18 protein-coding genes are annotated in these 15,723 nt (G+C 59.2%); 6 read left to right on the plus strand and 12 right to left on the minus strand.

All coding sequences use genetic code 11. The features are described 5' to 3' along the window. Positions 1–33 precede the first annotated feature (33 nt). The 6 genes from ACR0NA_RS14140 to ACR0NA_RS14165 form a co-directional block, all read right to left on the minus strand. Positions 34–1,368: a class-II fumarase/aspartase family protein gene (locus tag ACR0NA_RS14140; RefSeq protein WP_480729818.1), complete on the minus strand. Its 1,335-nt coding sequence runs from the start codon at positions 1,366–1,368 to the stop codon at positions 34–36. Further along, positions 1,368–2,081, minus strand: a complete 714-nt coding sequence (locus ACR0NA_RS14145) for an alpha/beta fold hydrolase (protein WP_480729820.1) — start codon at positions 2,079–2,081, stop codon at positions 1,368–1,370. Before ACR0NA_RS14145 ends, ACR0NA_RS14140 begins: the two co-directional genes overlap by 1 nt. 11 nt (positions 2,082–2,092) lie before the next feature. After that, entirely contained in the window at positions 2,093–2,881 is a 789-nt protein-coding gene (gene pcaD / locus ACR0NA_RS14150) for a 3-oxoadipate enol-lactonase (protein ID WP_480729822.1), read from the minus strand. 96 nt (positions 2,882–2,977) lie between these two features. After that, positions 2,978–3,952 carry a threonine ammonia-lyase gene (locus tag ACR0NA_RS14155; protein ID WP_480729824.1) on the minus strand — a complete coding sequence of 325 codons (975 nt, stop codon included), beginning with the start codon at positions 3,950–3,952 and terminating at the stop codon, positions 2,978–2,980. After that, positions 3,949–4,776 carry an alpha/beta fold hydrolase gene (locus ACR0NA_RS14160; protein ID WP_480730050.1) on the minus strand — a complete coding sequence of 276 codons (828 nt, stop codon included), beginning with the start codon at positions 4,774–4,776 and terminating at the stop codon, positions 3,949–3,951. Before ACR0NA_RS14160 ends, ACR0NA_RS14155 begins: the two co-directional genes overlap by 4 nt. Then, complete coding sequence (locus tag ACR0NA_RS14165) at positions 4,776–5,462, minus strand: haloacid dehalogenase type II (protein ID WP_480729826.1); 687 nt, start codon at positions 5,460–5,462, stop codon at positions 4,776–4,778. Before ACR0NA_RS14165 ends, ACR0NA_RS14160 begins: the two co-directional genes overlap by 1 nt. Before the next feature lie 128 nt (positions 5,463–5,590). Between ACR0NA_RS14165 and ACR0NA_RS14170 the strand changes: the two genes are divergently transcribed. Next, positions 5,591–6,019, plus strand: coding sequence for an FKBP-type peptidyl-prolyl cis-trans isomerase (locus ACR0NA_RS14170; RefSeq protein ID WP_480729829.1), 429 nt, complete (start codon positions 5,591–5,593; stop codon positions 6,017–6,019). A 36-nt stretch (positions 6,020–6,055) separates the two neighbouring features. Here the strand turns inward: ACR0NA_RS14170 and ACR0NA_RS14175 are convergent, their stop codons facing one another. The 4 genes from ACR0NA_RS14175 to fabA are packed head-to-tail and all read right to left on the minus strand — an operon-like array spanning position 6,056 to position 8,862. Further along, on the minus strand, positions 6,056–6,235 hold the full coding sequence (locus tag ACR0NA_RS14175) for a hypothetical protein (protein WP_170654195.1): 180 nt from the start codon (positions 6,233–6,235) through the stop codon (positions 6,056–6,058). A gap of 59 nt (positions 6,236–6,294) precedes the next feature. Beyond that, positions 6,295–7,086, minus strand: a complete 792-nt coding sequence (locus tag ACR0NA_RS14180; RefSeq protein WP_170654193.1) for an enoyl-ACP reductase FabI — start codon at positions 7,084–7,086, stop codon at positions 6,295–6,297. 5 nt (positions 7,087–7,091) lie between these two features. Then, positions 7,092–8,321 carry a beta-ketoacyl-ACP synthase I gene (gene fabB / locus ACR0NA_RS14185; protein ID WP_480729832.1) on the minus strand — a complete coding sequence of 410 codons (1,230 nt, stop codon included), beginning with the start codon at positions 8,319–8,321 and terminating at the stop codon, positions 7,092–7,094. Between the two features lie 31 nt (positions 8,322–8,352). Continuing rightward, a complete protein-coding gene (gene fabA, locus ACR0NA_RS14190) occupies positions 8,353–8,862 on the minus strand; it encodes a bifunctional 3-hydroxydecanoyl-ACP dehydratase/trans-2-decenoyl-ACP isomerase (protein ID WP_170654189.1) in 510 nt (169 codons plus the stop codon). A gap of 185 nt (positions 8,863–9,047) precedes the next feature. On the opposite strand from fabA, the gene irrA reads away from it, so the two are divergent. After that, positions 9,048–9,467 (plus strand): iron response transcriptional regulator IrrA, encoded by a 420-nt coding sequence (irrA, locus tag ACR0NA_RS14195; RefSeq protein WP_480451864.1) that lies wholly within the window; start codon positions 9,048–9,050, stop codon positions 9,465–9,467. On the opposite strand, the gene ACR0NA_RS14200 is transcribed toward irrA, so the two are convergent. Continuing rightward, positions 9,468–10,364: a LysR family transcriptional regulator gene (locus ACR0NA_RS14200; protein ID WP_480729835.1), complete on the minus strand. Its 897-nt coding sequence runs from the start codon at positions 10,362–10,364 to the stop codon at positions 9,468–9,470. Positions 10,365–10,450: 86 nt separating this feature from the next. Here ACR0NA_RS14200 and ACR0NA_RS14205 point away from each other — a divergent pair, with 86 nt between their 5' ends. Beyond that, on the plus strand, positions 10,451–11,248 hold the full coding sequence (locus tag ACR0NA_RS14205) for a phytanoyl-CoA dioxygenase family protein (protein ID WP_480729837.1): 798 nt from the start codon (positions 10,451–10,453) through the stop codon (positions 11,246–11,248). A 21-nt stretch (positions 11,249–11,269) separates the two neighbouring features. Here the strand turns inward: ACR0NA_RS14205 and ACR0NA_RS14210 are convergent, their stop codons facing one another. Continuing rightward, complete coding sequence (locus ACR0NA_RS14210) at positions 11,270–12,136, minus strand: glycosyltransferase family protein (protein ID WP_480729839.1); 867 nt, start codon at positions 12,134–12,136, stop codon at positions 11,270–11,272. Between the two features lie 121 nt (positions 12,137–12,257). Between ACR0NA_RS14210 and miaB the strand changes: the two genes are divergently transcribed. From miaB to ACR0NA_RS14225, 3 genes are all read left to right on the plus strand, one after another. Further along, positions 12,258–13,577 carry a tRNA (N6-isopentenyl adenosine(37)-C2)-methylthiotransferase MiaB gene (gene miaB / locus ACR0NA_RS14215; RefSeq protein ID WP_480451869.1) on the plus strand — a complete coding sequence of 440 codons (1,320 nt, stop codon included), beginning with the start codon at positions 12,258–12,260 and terminating at the stop codon, positions 13,575–13,577. 181 nt (positions 13,578–13,758) lie between these two features. Continuing rightward, positions 13,759–14,529: an outer membrane protein gene (locus tag ACR0NA_RS14220; RefSeq protein ID WP_480729841.1), complete on the plus strand. Its 771-nt coding sequence runs from the start codon at positions 13,759–13,761 to the stop codon at positions 14,527–14,529. A gap of 152 nt (positions 14,530–14,681) precedes the next feature. Continuing rightward, a complete protein-coding gene (locus tag ACR0NA_RS14225) occupies positions 14,682–15,707 on the plus strand; it encodes a PhoH family protein (RefSeq protein WP_170654175.1) in 1,026 nt (341 codons plus the stop codon). Positions 15,708–15,723 lie beyond the last annotated feature (16 nt).

Genomic DNA, 15,723 nt, shown 5'->3' on the forward strand with positions numbered 1-15,723 from the left:
CGCTTGCCCCGGTGGGAAAGAACTCTGCCGGGATCAGTCGCGCAGACGTTCCGTCACTTGTGCCGCAAACTGCCGGGCCTCATCCGGGGCGAGGCCAAGTTGCTGGGCGGCGTCGAATATCCGGCCGATATCCAGTTGCGGCCATTGACGTGCGACAATATCGCTGAGCGGCGTGCCGGTCTCGGTCGCTTCGCGGCATAGGGCCTTGGTGGCGGCCTGCGCGTCGGGGCGGGGCATGTGATCGGCCAGCGCAAAGCTCAGCGCTTCGGCGTGGATCATGCCCTTGCTTTGGTCCAGCGACGCCTGCATGGCATCTGCGTTCGGAGTGATGCCTGAACTCAATGACAGTGCGGTTTGCACCGATGCTGCAGCGCCCAGAACGATCTGGGGCAGGCACATCCATTCGCTGAACCATGCGGCCCCATCGCGTTGATGGCGGTGCAGGGAAGCGTTGTGCAGGGTGTTCATCAGGCCGGTTTGCTGCTGTGCCAGTGCTACAAGCACCGAGGCCGATACCGGGTTCTGCTTTTGCGGCATGGTCGAGGATGCGCCGCCGCTGACGGAAATCTCGGCGATGCCGGTTTGCGCAAGCTCGGTCGCGTCCTCGCCAAATTTGCCAAGGGCCAGAACGGCCCGGGTCAGCCAGTCGCAAATGCGCAGAACCGGTGAGCGGTCCGTGTGCCAACTGCGCCCGGGGTCTTGAAGGTTGAGCAGATCGGCCAGTGCCTTGCGCATGTCCGTGGCTTTTGGTCCCAGCGCATTGCTGGTGCCTGCCGCGCCGGACAGCGAGACCAGCAGACATGCGCGGCGTAACTCAGGCAGTTCGTCCAGTAAGGCCAACAGCGGTGCGCCCCAGCTTGCGACAACCGCGCCGAAACTGGTCGGGGTGGCATGCTGCCCATAGGTGCGCGCGGGCATTGGCAGGGTCGCGTGTGCGTCGGCCAGTTGCGCCAGTCGGCGCAGTACGGTTTTGAGATCAGCCTCGATCAGCCCCAGCGCCTGCCGCAGCCGAAGCATCAGCCCGGTGTCGATGATGTCCTGAGAGGTAGCACCCCAATGTACAAAAGCTGCGTGTTCAGGTGCCTGCATTTCGGAACGAAAAGCGGCGACAAGTGCGGGAACGCTTACGCCGTTCTGGCCGGTCGCCTCGGCCAGTGCACCGGGATCAAGCTGTACCTCCATTGCCGCGCGGGTAATGGCCTGAGCGCTGAGTTCGGGGATAACGCCCAGATCGCCCTGAACCTTGGCCAGCATCCCTTCGACCAGAAGCATGGCGCGCAACTCGGCGCTGTCGGTAAAAAGGCGGCCCACTTCACCAGTTGGGAAAAGACGCGCAAACAGGGCGCTGTCAAAGACGGAACCGGCCATCAGATACCCTCCGCGATTCGGTTCAGGACCTGAGCCAGATCCTTGGGATGTGAGAAAAACGGGGAATGCGCGCTGAAGATTTCTTGGCGCATGTCTTCGGGGGCAATTCGGCTCATTTCCTGCTGATATTCGGTGGGAACGCATCTGTCGTCCAGCGTTCGGACATAGGCTTTGGGAACACCGGCGAACCGATCTGTCAACGTCAGAGGGGTTTCCTGCGGTCGGATAGCTTGCGGGCACAGCCGGGGCAGGGCGTAGGACACGGTTTCCTTCGGGCAGTCGTGATAGAACAGCGCCTTTATCTTGTCGGGGCGTGCCATATAGGACAGCCCGTCCGCCGATTTTATGACGGCATCAAGGATCGGTTGGCGCGGCGCCTGCCTGCGCATTTCGACCATCGACGTATCCGGTTTAGGGACGTAGGCGCACAGGTATATCAGGCCACGCATGGCATCGGGATCGACCTCGGCAGCGGCGCTTGCGGGGTATCCGCCCCAAGAATGGGCCACGATGATGGTTTCGGGTGTGGAGGCCGCAAGAATGGCATCGCGGCTGTTCTCCATGGTCACGTCCGGGATCGGGGTCGGGTCCGAGCCGTGACTGGGCAAGTCGATTGCATGGGCCGAATGGCCCAATGCGGTCAGTTCTGGGATCAGGTCACGCCAGCACCATGCGCCGTGGCAGGACCCATGTATCAGAAGAAATTCCGCCAACCCTGTCTCCCTCAGATATGGCCAATCTCATGCAGGAACTGCCGCAGAAATTCCGCGTATTCTTCGGGGCGTTCGACGCAAGGCAGGTGCCCGGCCTTGCGGATTAGTTCGAATCGTGAGCCGGGGATCAGATCGACGGTTTCGCGGACCAGATCCGGTGGGGTCGATTTGTCTTCGGTCCCGGCGATGCCCAGCGTCGGCAGGCGCAATCCGCTGGTCGGGGTGTAGAAATCGGTGCCCGATATGGCGGCAGAGCAGCCGACATACCCTTCGTCCGGTTGCCGCACCAGCATGTTGCGCCAAAGCTCAAGTTCCGGTCCGTTCCTGAAGGGTTTCGAGAACCAACGCTCCATGATCGGGTCGGCGAGGGCCTCAATACCGCCCGCACGTACCGCCTCGATTCGGTCCTGCCACATGTTGGCGGTTCCGATCTTGGCCGCCGTGTTTGACAGCACCAGCGCACGAATCTGGTCCAGCCGTTTGACCGCCAGCCCCTGCGCGATCATCCCGCCGATGGACAGGCCGACAAATACGCAGTCGCGGACGGCAAGATGATCAAGCAAGGCCTCGGCATCGCGGACAAGGGCGCCCATGGAATAGGGCGCCGGAGGTTGCGACGACAGGCCGTGTCCGCGCTTGTCATACCGGATGATCCGCAGCCCCTTGGGCAAAAGGGGTAGCAGATCGTCCCACAGGCGCAGATCGGTTCCCAGCGAATTTGCGAATACGATCGGCGCGCCGTCCGGGTCCCCGTCGATCCGGTAGTGCAGATTTACATCCCCGAGATTGGCGATCTTCATCGCTTGAGCCTTGTCATTTTGCAGTTCCGGAACTGAGATGTGTTGAGTGTTTGGTATTGGTATACGGCAGCAGCTTACGCCGGTCCAATTCTCAGATCACGTAAGGAATTCCAGCGCTTTTTGGAAAATTTGAGCGTCCACGTTGCCACCCGATGCAACCACGATCACCGTGTCGCTTTCGATTTCATCTGGTCGGAACAGGGCCGAGGCCAGAGAAACCGCCCCACCCGGTTCCAGCACGATTTTCAGCCGCAGAAAGGCAAGGGCCATGGCGCGCAGGGCTTCGTCCTCGGTGACGCTCAGGCCCGGTCCGCACAGGCGGTGGAGGATCGGAAAGGTGATGTCGCCGGGTTGCGGAGTCAGGATGGCGTCGCAGATATTGCCCGAAGTTGCGTCGTTGTTCAGGATGCGCCCCGCCGCCAACGAGCGTTTGACGTCATCGAACCCCAGCGGTTCGCACGGGCGGACGCGCATGTCCGACGCGTGCGCTTCAAGGGCCAGCGCGATGCCCGAGGACAGGCCGCCACCACCGCAGCACACCAGAACATCAGCGTTGCCCACGCCCATTTCGGCAGTTTGCTGTGCGATCTCCAGTCCGGTTGTACCTTGCCCGGCGATCACCTGTGGTTCGTCATAGGGGCGGATCAGGGTCAGTCCGCGTTCGGATGCCAAAGCCTGACCTATCTCTTCGCGGGACTCGCTGGACCGATCATACAGAACAACTTCGGCCCCCAGTGCTCGGGTGTTGTCGATCTTCAACTGCGGGGCGTCAGACGGCATGACGATCACCGAGGTAACCCCGTGCCTTGAGGCCGCCAGCGCGACGCCTTGCGCGTGATTGCCCGAGGAATAGGCGATCACACCCCGCTGACGCGTTTCCTCTTCCAGAGCAGAAATTGCAGACCATGCCCCGCGAAATTTGAAGCTGCCGGTATGTTGCAGGCATTCGGGTTTCACCAGCACCCGACGGCCCGCGATTTCGTCCAGAAAGGGCGAATTCAGAATGGGCGTACGTCTGACGTGGCCGTCCAGCCGCGCGGCTGCGGATTCGATCATTTCCAAGGTGCTCATGCGGTTTTCACTATCCTTCGAATAACGTCCAGGGACTGAGGTTCGTCCAGAAACGGCACATGGCCCCGGTCAGGGACCTCGGCCGTTATCAGATCGGGTTTTCGGCTTTTCATCTCACTGACTGTTCTGGTGCCCAGAACATCTGAATTCGCGCCGCGTATGACACCGGTGGGGATTAATGCCAGCGCGTCGAAAAGGGCCCACAGATCAGGTGTCGGACCGGTTGTGGCCTGCTCGATCAGCGCGGTTCGCAAGGCCGGGTCATACCGCAGGTCCAAACCATCGGGTGTTTCGGAATACTGATACTCTGCCTGTCTGCGCCATGTCTTAAGCGAAACACCGGGGAATTGTTGCTCCATGGCGCTTTGCAGGGCTACGGCGGACTGGTCCAGCGTTTTTGACGCCGGCTTGTTGCCAACGAAATCCATGATCCGTGCAATCCCGGCGGGTTCAATGACAGGTCCTACGTCATTCAGAATCACGCCAGACAAACGTTCGGGATTGCTGGCGGCCAGTGCCATCGCGATCAACCCGCCCCGCGAGGTGCCCAGAATGGTGACCTTGCCCAGCCCCAGATGGTCCAGCAGTTCGATCACGTCATGCGCTTCGCGCGCGATGTTGTAGTTCATGAAATCGGGGTCGAAACCCGACCTGCCGCGACCACGATAGTCCATCGCGATCATGCGCAGGTCGGTCACATGTGGCGCGAGAAAGGAAAAATCCTTGCTGTTTCGGGTCAAACCCGACAGGCACAGCAAAGGCTGGCCAGTTCCTGCGTCTTCAAAATACAGGCGTTTGCCATCGGACGAGGTGAAAAAGCCCATCAGGCGCCTGCCAGTTGCGGGATCGAGGTCAGGTCCGACAAGACGTGATCGGGTTTCCACGGCAACCGATCCATCGGCTCTCCCGACCGGTTGACCCAGGCGGTGACAAAGCCATAGCCGCTGGCCCCGGCCGCATCCCAGCCGTTGGAGCTGACGAACAACACTTCGTCACGGGCACAGCCGAACCGGTTCTGAACCAGATCATAGACACGGGCATGTGGTTTGAATACGCCGACGCTTTCGACCGACAGCACGTCGTCCAATACCCCCCCGATACCCGCCGACTGCACCGCGCCATCCAGCATCGGCGGAGAACCGTTCGACAGTATCGCCGTCTGTTTGCCGGACGCTTTCAGGGCTGCAAGCATGTCCGGAACCTCGCGATAGGCCTGAAGTTCCCAGTAAAGGTCCAACAGACGCTGGCGCAGCGTGGCATCGCCATCCAGCCCTGTGGCTTCCAGTGCCCAGTCCAGCCCATCCTGTGTCACGTCCCAGAAATCGGTATGTGCATCTGCGACAGCCCTGAGCCATGAGTATTGCAACTGTTTGAGGCGCCAGTGATTTGCAAGCTCGGGCCATTTGTCCTTCAGCGCGTCAAATCCCGGTTCCGCAGCGGCCTGGCGGGCAGCGGCAGCCACGTCGAACAGCGTGCCGTAGGCGTCGAATATGCAAGTTGTGATTGGCATCTGATCCTCCCCTGATCGGGCGCAGGTTGGCACAGGAGAAATCTGTGTGAAAGGGGGGCGGGTTTACATTGGCGTGACAGGCCCTAGGGTGGGGCGTTCATGCCCAGACAAAGGACCGGAGACCCAAGATGAGTGAAATCAAACAAGGCGACACGGTTCGCATTCACTACACAGGCACATTGCTGGACGGAAATGTTTTTGACAGTTCCGAAGGCCGCGAACCGCTGGAGTTTGTCGTGGGGTCGGGGCAGATCATTCCCGGACTGGATTCCGCCATGCCCGGAATGACAACGGGCGAGAAAAAGCGGGTCGAGATCGCCTGTGTCGATGCCTATGGGCCGATCAATCCGGCCATGCGGCAGGCCATCCCGCGCGAAGGCATTCCCGATGACATCCCGCTGGACATCGGTACGCAACTGCAGATGCAGACGCCTGATGGACAGGCGTTGCCGGTCACAGTGGTCGCAGTCGACGAGGCAACGGTCACACTGGACGGCAATCACCCGCTGGCCGGACAGGACCTGATTTTTGATATCGAGGTTGTTTCGATCGCCTGAACCTGCATTCCCGGACGCAGGGAATTCACCCTGCGTTTAGGGAAGAAGTGACGTGACGGCGTCGCGCACCTGCGGCTGGGTGAGGAAGACGAAAGCGACCAGCAGTGTGGTCAGCGTCAGCAGCATCACACGCGCCCGATTGTTGAGCAGCCCTGATTTTCGGCGGGGCTGCCCGCGGTGGGCGGAGTTTTCAAGGATCAGATCGACTTTACTCATGTGGCAATCCCTGCCTGCCAAAGATGGTCAAATCTTGGCGGGGGCAGGGAAAGATAGAGTCACATGGATTCCGGTTGCGGCATGCCCAGTACGTGAAAGCCGCCATCGACGCGGATTATCTCGCCCGAGGTGCAGGCGCCCGCATCGGATGTCAGATACACAGCGGTTCCGCCAACGGCTTCCAGCGTGGCGTTCGAACGCATGGGTGCATTCTGGTCGCAGAACTTGTAGGTCCTGCGCGCCCCGCCGATCGCGGCACCGGCCAGAGTTTTCATCGGACCGGGCGAGATGGCGTTTACGCGAATGCCGTCCGGGCCAAGATCGTTGGCCAGATAGCGTGTCGCGGATTCCAGCGCCGCCTTGGCAACACCCATCACATTGTAATTCGGAACGACCCGGTTGGACCCCTGATAGGTCAGAGTCAGCAGCGTGCCGCCATTCTCTGCCATCATCGGGTAGGCGCGGCGCGCGACCTCGATGAAGGAATAGGCTGAGACATCCATCGAATGTTTGAAATTTGCGCGGGTGGTGTTCAGGAACCGACCGGCCAGTTCGGACTTGTCCGAATAGGCGATGGCGTGAACTACAAAGTCGATGGTCGGCCACCGGGCGGCAAGTTCTTCGAACGCGCGGTCCAGAGACGCATCATCCGTAACATCCGCGTCCACCATGAAATCGCTTCCGACGCTTTGCGCCAGCGGTTCCAACCGTTTGCCAAATGCCTCACCCTGATAGGTGAATGCCAGTTCTGCGCCCGCCTCGTGCATGGCCTTGGCGATACCCCATGCGATGGAACGGTCATTGGCGACACCCATGATCAGGCCGCGCTTGCCTTTGAGTACTTCTGACATTCTTATCACCCGTGAAACTTGGAAAGGACCATGGAACCATTTGTGCCGCCAAAGCCGAAGCTATTGGTCATGACACTGTCCAGTCCCGCGTTTTCAATGACTTTGGTTGCGATTTCACCCGGCTCAATGCCTTCGGCAAGTGTGTCGACGTTAATGGAAGGGGTGATGAAATCGTTGTCCAACATAAGCAGACAGAATATGGCTTCCAGAGCCCCGGCCGCGCCTTGCGCGTGCCCGGTCATTGATTTCGTGGAAGAAATAGGTGGTACGTTGCCCTGGCCGAAAATGCGACGCACCGCCTCAACCTCGCCCACGTCGCCGACCGGTGTCGAAGTGCCGTGTGCGTTTATATAAGACACCTTGCGATCTTCGGGCACGGTGGCCAGGGCCAGTCGCATTGCCCGTTCGCCGCCTTCACCCGACGGAGCAACCATGTCGTGCCCGTCCGAGGTTGCGGCAAAGCCTGTGACTTCCGCGTAGATTTTTGCGCCGCGCGCCAGCGCGTGTTCCAGATCTTCCAGCACGACCATGCCGCCGCCGCCCGAGATCACGAATCCGTCGCGATCCTGATCGAACGCGCGCGAGGCTTTTTCCGGTGCGTCATTGTATTTCGATGACATTGCGCCCATTGCGTCGAACAGGCAGGACAGGGTCCAGTCCAGTTCTTCGCCGCCGCCGGCGAACATGACGTCCTGTTTGCCCATCATGATCTGTTCGGCCGCGTTGCCGATGCAGTGCAGAGAGGTCGAGCAGGCCGAGGTGATCGAATAGTTGATGCCCTTGATTTTGAACGCTGTCGCCAGGTTGGCCGAGATGGTCGAGCACATGCATTTCGGCACCGCAAACGGCCCGATCCGCTTGGTGGCGCCGGTCTTGAGGACGGTTTGATGGGCTGTCAGCATCGCACTGGTCGACGGGCCACCGGACCCTGCGACCAGACCGGTGCGCGGGTTAACCACCTGATCTTCGGTCAGCCCGGCATCTTCGATCGCCTGCCGCATGGCAATATGGGCATAGGCCGCGCCCGGTCCCATGAACCGCAGCGTGCGCTTGTCCACGTGTTCCGAGACGTCGATGCGCAAAGGGCCTGCAATCTGGCTGCGAAAGCCATGCTCGACCATTTGTTCGTTGGTCTCGATGCCGGATTTGCCAGCTTTCAAAGAGGCCAGAACCTCTTCGGCATTGTTCCCGATGGAGGATACAACCCCCAGGCCGGTGACAACTACTCGACGCATGTGCGTGCTCCTTATTTCGGGCCGGTCAGGCTCAGGCTTCTGAAAGAACGACTCTCATGTCCTTTACGTCGTAAATCATTTCGCCGTCAGCCTCGACGATACCATCCGCCACACCCATGGTCAGGCGGCGCGTCTGAATAGCCTTTTTGAAGTCAACCTTGTAAGTCAACATCTTGCGGTCGGGGCGCACCATGCCGGTCAGCCTGACTTCGCCAACGCCCACGGCCATTCCACGCCCCTGCCAGCCGCGCCAGCCCAGATTGAATCCGGTCAGTTGCCAAAGGCCATCCAGCCCCAGACAGCCAGGCATGATTGGGTTGCCGGGGAAGTGGCAATCAAAGAACCAAAGATCGGGAGTGATGTCGAATTCAGCCAGAATGTGACCCTTGCCATGCGCACCGCCATCCGCAGAAACTTCGGTGATCCGGTCCATCATCAGCATCGGCGGAGCAGGCAATTGCGCGTTACCGGGGCCGAATAGCTCGCCTCGGGCGCATTTCAGCAGATCGTCCTTGTCAAAACTGCTTGGGAATTGGGCCATTCTGCCGCCTCTTCTGCCAGGGTCTGTTCGTCTTATCTGGCCTCGTCTAACACCCGTTTGCAAGGTCCTGCAAGAGCGGGTACGCCACATCCTTCTGCAGACACGGCATTCTTGCGAATGAATTTCATTTGAAATTCCGGTTCCACAGCCCTTATATAGCGTTAGCAAGTACGGGTATCGGATCAATGACACCGCAAAGCCAAATAATCGCAACCAACTGGCTGGCTGATGCCGGGCTGCGGCCAACGCGCCAGCGTGTGGCCCTGGCCGAGTTGCTGGTGGGCGACGGACGGCATCGCCATGTTACAGCGGAAAGCCTGTTTGAAGCAGCGAAGAAAACCGGCGCCGCCGTATCGCTGGCCACGGTCTATAATACGCTGCGGGCGTTCTGCGAGGCCGGTGTTCTGCAGGAGATCACGGTGGACGGATCGAAGAGCTACTTCGACACCAATACACATGACCATCCGCATTTCTTCTGGGAAGACGAAGGCCGTCTGAGTGATGCGCCCTCGGAGCAGCTGGTCATTCAGCGTCTGCCAGACGCACCTGACGGTGTCGAGATCGCATCGGTCGATGTTGTGATCCGCCTGCGCCGCAAGCCATAATCATTCTGCTTTGAAAATCCGGATCAATGCGGCTTCGGCTGTTGCGATCTCTGCTGTCACGGGGCCGGTTCCGTGCCGGGCCAGTACCACTGCCTCGGACGTCTCAGGGTCGGAAACCGGCAGGCTGACAATCGGCTTGCCGTCATAACTGCGTCTGGCGGGCGGGTCGGCGTAGCTGAGACCGACACCTTCGTTATGCGCCGCAAGACTTCGGAGAATTTCAAGCGACGCGGCGCGGTGATTCACCTGCGGGGTCAGCCCGCTGCGCCGAAACAGACCAAGGATATGCTGTGCAGACAGGCCCTCTTCGGACAGGATTAGCGGGAATTCGGTCAGGTCCGCCAGTGAAACCTGACCGGCGTGAGACAGGGGGTGGTCGGGCGACATGATTGCATTTGGCCTGCTATCGAACAGGGGACGACGCGTGAACCCTGCGTCCATTCCCAGGTCATATGTGATCGCAAGGTCGATCTGCCCTTTGATGAGCGCCGTCAGCAGTGCTTCGAACCTGTCGGCGCGATAGCTGACGGTCACATTCGGTATCACCTTGCGCAACTGATGCAGGGCGGGTGCCAAAAGAAACGGAGCAAGATCGACGAAACATCCCAGTTGCAGCCTTTCCGTGCCCAGATGGGGGCGATCCGAGTTTTCCAGTTGTGCGGCACTGGCCAACAATAGCTCTGCCTGTTCGATGAACTGGCGTCCCTGCGGTGTCACGGCCATCGCCGAACCGCGCCTGCGCGAAAACAATGGATGGCCCAGATGCTCTTCGATCCGGGTCAGCGCAGTGGACAAGGCGGGTTGCGAAACGTTTAGGTGCTGAGCCGCGGTAGACAGGCTGCCATACCGGCCAATGGCGCAGACGTATTCGTATTGGCGGAGTGAGATATATAACATGAATTTATTTATAGCTTTAAAAGATATTATTTGAACAGAGGCTGCAAACATGCGCAGATCAGTCAGGTTTAAAAGCGGAGTTCGAAATGCCTCATCCCCTTGTCACGCAGGACATGATCGATACGTACAGAAAGGACGGAGTCGTTCTGGTCAAAGGGCTGTTTGCAGAGCAGGTGGAAAAACTGCGCGACGGCGTTGCCGCGAATATGGCCGATCCCGGCCCGTATGCGTCTGAGAACAAGAAGGATGGCGAATCCGGGCGGTTCTTTGACGACTACTGCAACTGGACACGCATCCCGCAATTCCGGGATGTCATCGAATCCTCGCCCGCGGCTGAAGTGGCGGCGGATCTGATGCAATCCGACAGCGTGCAGATGTTCCACGATCACGTACTGGTGAAAGAGCCGGGCACGTCGATGGCGACTCCATGGCATCAGGACGGGCCATATTATTTTGTCGAAGGTCAGCAGACCGTCAGCTTCTGGTCGCCGCTCGATCCGGTGAAAGAGGCAGCCCTGCGCTGTGTCGCCGGTTCGCATCGCTGGGAAAAAGAAGTGCTGCCGACCCGCTGGGTTTCCGAAGAGGGGTTCTTTGCGGATGAAGGCCAGTACATGCCGATACCCGATCCCGATGCCGAAGGCATGAAGGTGGTGGAGTTCGAGATGGAGCCCGGCGACGCAGTGGCGTTCAACTACCGCGTTCTGCACGGGGCGCGCGGCAATACTTCGGCCACGCGCCGGCGAGCGTTTTCCTTGCGTCTGGTCGGGGATGACGCGCGCTATGTCGAAAGGCCGGGCCCCACATCGCCACCCTATCCGGGACACGACATGCAGCCGGGTCAGAGACTGCGCGAAGATTGGTTCCCGGTGTTGTTCCGCCGCTGATGGTACTGCGATCCGGGGCGGTCAGAACCACTGCCCCGGTTCCATCAGGCCGAGATCAAGCAACTGTTGCGAGTGCCATTCGAACGGCACCGAATTGCGCCAGCGAAAACTGGTAATGGCGTTGCGCGACCCCGGATTCCGCCTGAGCGCCTTTGCGGCGCGGAATGAACAGATCGAGGCCGTCAGATTGTGGTGCCAGGGACAGGAATAGGTGTTGTATTCCTGATCGCTGAACGTGTGGTTGGGCCTGATCCGAAGGCTAGGTTTCGATTTGAAGATCGCAATCCGGTCAATGCGGCGGCGCTCATAAGGCACGTGTTCCTCAAAGCGCCAGCGCAAGCCGCCCGAAAAGTCCAGTTGCCGTTCAAAAGGGCGTTTGTTTTCGGCGTCATAGCGCGACTGCGCATAATAGCCGGTCCTGTCCAGCATCGCCTGATCAAGCGAAACCGCGCCGGGACAGGCGTCGAGATCACCGGCATAAAGATCGATGACATATGAGAGCATGGCGTCGCGCCGCTCTTCCCCGTGAAAGGCCAGCATCTCGCCAATGGTTCTGGATTCGCAAAAAGGGTAATAGAGGTATTCCGCGTTGAAGCAGTAATACATCCATATACCCGGCGCGGCGTCGATGATCCGGTTGATCGTGTCGAAAACATTGGCGCCCTGAGAGTAGTTGCCCGTAACGCGATAAATACGTTCCGAGAGCTGAGGTTCCGGTGCAATGTCCTTTGGCGTGAATGCGATCACCGATTTGAATCCAAGATCCAGATGATGGCGCAACGTGCTGTCCACTTCGACTTCGTCCTCGACAAAGACAAGCGCGACCGGCCCACGGGCAAGTGCCGGTGAACCCTGTTTCAGAAATTCGCCAAGGGTTTCGTACTGCATGGTCCGGCCTTTGCCTGCATTGCTGGAATTCCGGGTCAAATTCGGGTAATTGCGCCTGCATTGCAAGCGGCGTCCGATCCGTATAGATGACGCCGGTCCAGCGAATGCAAAGGCCAGCCCCATGTCCGAACCAAAGAAGCTTTATATCAAGACCTATGGCTGTCAGATGAACGTCTATGACAGCGAGCGCATGGCCGAGGCGCTGGGCGGGCAGGGCTATGTCGAGACCAAAAGCCCCGATGATGCCGACATGATCCTGCTGAACACCTGTCATATCCGGGAAAAGGCGGCTGAAAAGGTTTATTCCGAACTGGGTCGTTTCAAGGGACTGAAAGCGGACAAGCCCGACCTCAAGATCGGTGTAGCCGGATGTGTCGCGCAGGCCGAAGGCGAAGAGATCATGCGCCGTCAGCCGCTTGTCGATCTGGTGGTGGGACCACAGAGCTATCACCGCTTGCCCGAGATGGAGGCAAAGACACAGGCCGGGGAAAAGGCGCTGGATACCGACTTCCCCGAAGAAGACAAGTTCGAGAAGCTGAAGAATCGCCCCAAGGCCAAGCGTGGCCCGACGGCGTTTCTGACGGTGCAGGAAGGTTGCGACAAGTTCTGTGCCTTCTGCGTTGTGCCCTATACCCGCGGGGCCGAGGTCAGCCGACCAGCGGACCGCATTCTGCGAGAGGCGCAGGATCTGGTTGAACGGGGCGTGCGCGAGATCACTCTGCTGGGTCAGAACGTCAACGCCTATCATGGTGCCGGTCCGAATGGTGACATGACACTGGCCGGTCTGATCTGGGAACTGAACAAGGTCGACGGGTTGGAGCGTATTCGTTTCACCACTTCGCATCCCAACGACATGGCGGACGATCTGATCGAAGCGCACGGGACCTGCGAGAAACTGATGCCCTATCTGCATCTGCCGGTGCAATCGGGGTCGGACAAGATACTCAAACGGATGAACCGCAGCCATACTGCAGAAAGCTATCTGCGGCTGATCGAGCGCATTCGCGCCGCGCGTCCGGATATCCTGATGTCTGGTGACTTTATCGTGGGCTTCCCGGAAGAGACCGAAGAGGATTTTCAGGCGACACTCGATCTCGTGGAAGAGGTAAAATACGGCTACGCCTATTCCTTCAAGTATTCCACACGCCCCGGCACCCCGGCGGCAGAGCGCCCACAGGTGGACGCGGCAGAGGCGGATGACCGCCTACAGCGTCTTCAGGGACTGATCACCCGCCACCAGCGCGAAATTCAGGACGGCATGGTCGGCCGCGAGGTGAGCGTGCTGTTTGAAAAGCCCGGGCGGCTTGACGGGCAGATGGTCGGAAAATCCGAGTATCTTCACGCAGTTCACGTCGCGGGCGCGGATGTGCAGGCCGGTGATCTGCGCCGCGTTCGGGTCAAATCCTCGGGTGCGAATTCGCTGGCCGGTGAGTTGATCTGATCAGGCCTGTGTCGGGCTGAGACACCATATTTGGCGTTTGTTTCCAAAATTTACCCTTGATTTATGCTTCGGAACCATGTTCCGAGGATAAATGGATCATGCCCTGTCAGTGTATCAGGGGGTTGGAGCAAAGGGGTCCGGAGAGTTGGTTATCAGGTTGCCGAAGGTCAGGAGGGTGCGAGTGACATACAAAGCAGGGCTCGCGAAATTGGGTGCCGGATGTCTCCGTGTTCTGGCATTTGTGTCGTTGATTTCGGTTGCCGGTATCCCGTCACATGCGGGCACCTTGTCCGAAGCTCCGATAGAACCTCCGGTTATCAGTCCGACAACTGATTCAAGCGGCCTCAGCCATTTTTATGGCGGGTTCAGTCTTGGCTATGGCTGGGGCAAATCCGACCGCTTTGGCGTGCGCAATGGCGGAACAACCGTCGACATCGGGGATCTGAAGATCGACGGCGCCTTTGGGGGCATCCGTGGCGGATGGCGCGCGAACCTGCCCATCGGCGAAGGCCGCAGCTATGTCTATGGTTTTGAGCTGGGTTTTGATCTTGCGGGGCTTGAGGATTCGACGACCGGACCTGCATTCGGGCGGACGCTTGGTGGTAAGTCCGAAGTCACCGACATTTTCAGCCTGCGGTTTCGCAGCGGCATAACGAATCGCAGTGGAAAAACCCTGTATTTCGGCTCAGTCGGCTATGTGAACGGCGGTGTGGAGACGACACTTTTGGGTGCGGGATCGGGAAGCAACAGTTCGATGGAAGAATCCGATCGTCGCAACGGGTTTCTGCTGAGCCTCGGTGCCGAGCACAAACTGTCCGAAAAGTGGTCACTGACCGGGGAATATGAATACGTGCAGTTCCAGTCCAAAGTGATTGATTTCTCGTCAGCAGTTTCGACGAAATCGACCCCGACCTATGGTGGTGTGCGGTTCGGGCTGAACTACAAATTCTGATTTTGGCTGATCTGTGGATCGCGTTCGCAGGCCAAGAACGGCGTCTGCCGCAACGGTTTTGGTTCATCCGGAATAAATTTTGAAACTGTGGCTTGCACCCGGCGAGAAATGTTGTCTACGCTCGGGGGGACACGCCAAGACAGGAGAACGGATTGGCCATCGGTGCCCTGAACCCACCGCAGGATGACATGCCCCCGCCAGAGGTGCTTGTTGAATTTCCAGACAACCGGCTGTTGATAGATTTGTGCGGCGAATACGACCGCAATCTTGCCGATATTGAACAAAAACTGACCGTGCAGATTCTGCGGCGCGGCAATCAGCTGGCGATCATCGGCGACGAGGACGCGCAAAAGCAGGCGGTCGAGATTTTACAGGCGCTGTACGAACGCCTTGAAGGTGGTCGACCGGTCGAATCGGCCGACGTGGATCGCGAATTGCGGATGGGCGGTTCTGAACAGGATACCGGTGTGCGCGACGGCGATCAGCTTGAGATGTTCAAGGGCGGCACGGTCGAGATCAAGACCCGCAAAAAGCTGGTTGAGCCGCGCACCGATGCCCAAAAGGCCTATGTTCAGTCACTGTTCAGCAATGAGCTGGCTTTTGGTATCGGTCCCGCCGGTACTGGCAAGACCTATCTGGCCGTGGCGGTCGGAGTTTCGATGTTCATCGGCGGCCATGTCGACCGTATCATCCTCAGCCGCCCGGCAGTCGAGGCCGGGGAAAAGCTGGGATATCTGCCCGGCGACATGAAGGACAAGGTCGATCCGTACATGCAGCCGCTTTATGATGCGCTGAACGATTTCCTACCCGGAAAACAGCTTGCCAAACTGATCGAGGAAAAGCGGATCGAAATCGCACCGCTGGCATTTATGCGCGGACGAACGCTGGCCAACGCCTTTGTAGTGCTGGACGAGGCGCAGAACGCGACCACCATGCAGATGAAGATGTTCCTGACCCGGCTGGGCGAGGGCAGCCGCATGGTGATCACCGGCGACCGTTCTCAGGTCGATCTGCCGCGCGGTGTGCAGTCAGGGTTGGCGGATGCCGAAAGGCTGTTGAAGACGATTCCGAATATCAGCTTCAATTATTTCACCTCGAAGGATGTCGTGCGTCATCCGCTTGTGGCGGCGATCATCGAGGCGTATGAGGCCGACGCTGGCCGGCCATCGACCGGCTGAACCTGATCGGGATCGC

It is taken from the genome of Ruegeria sp. C11 (genome assembly GCF_056537725.1).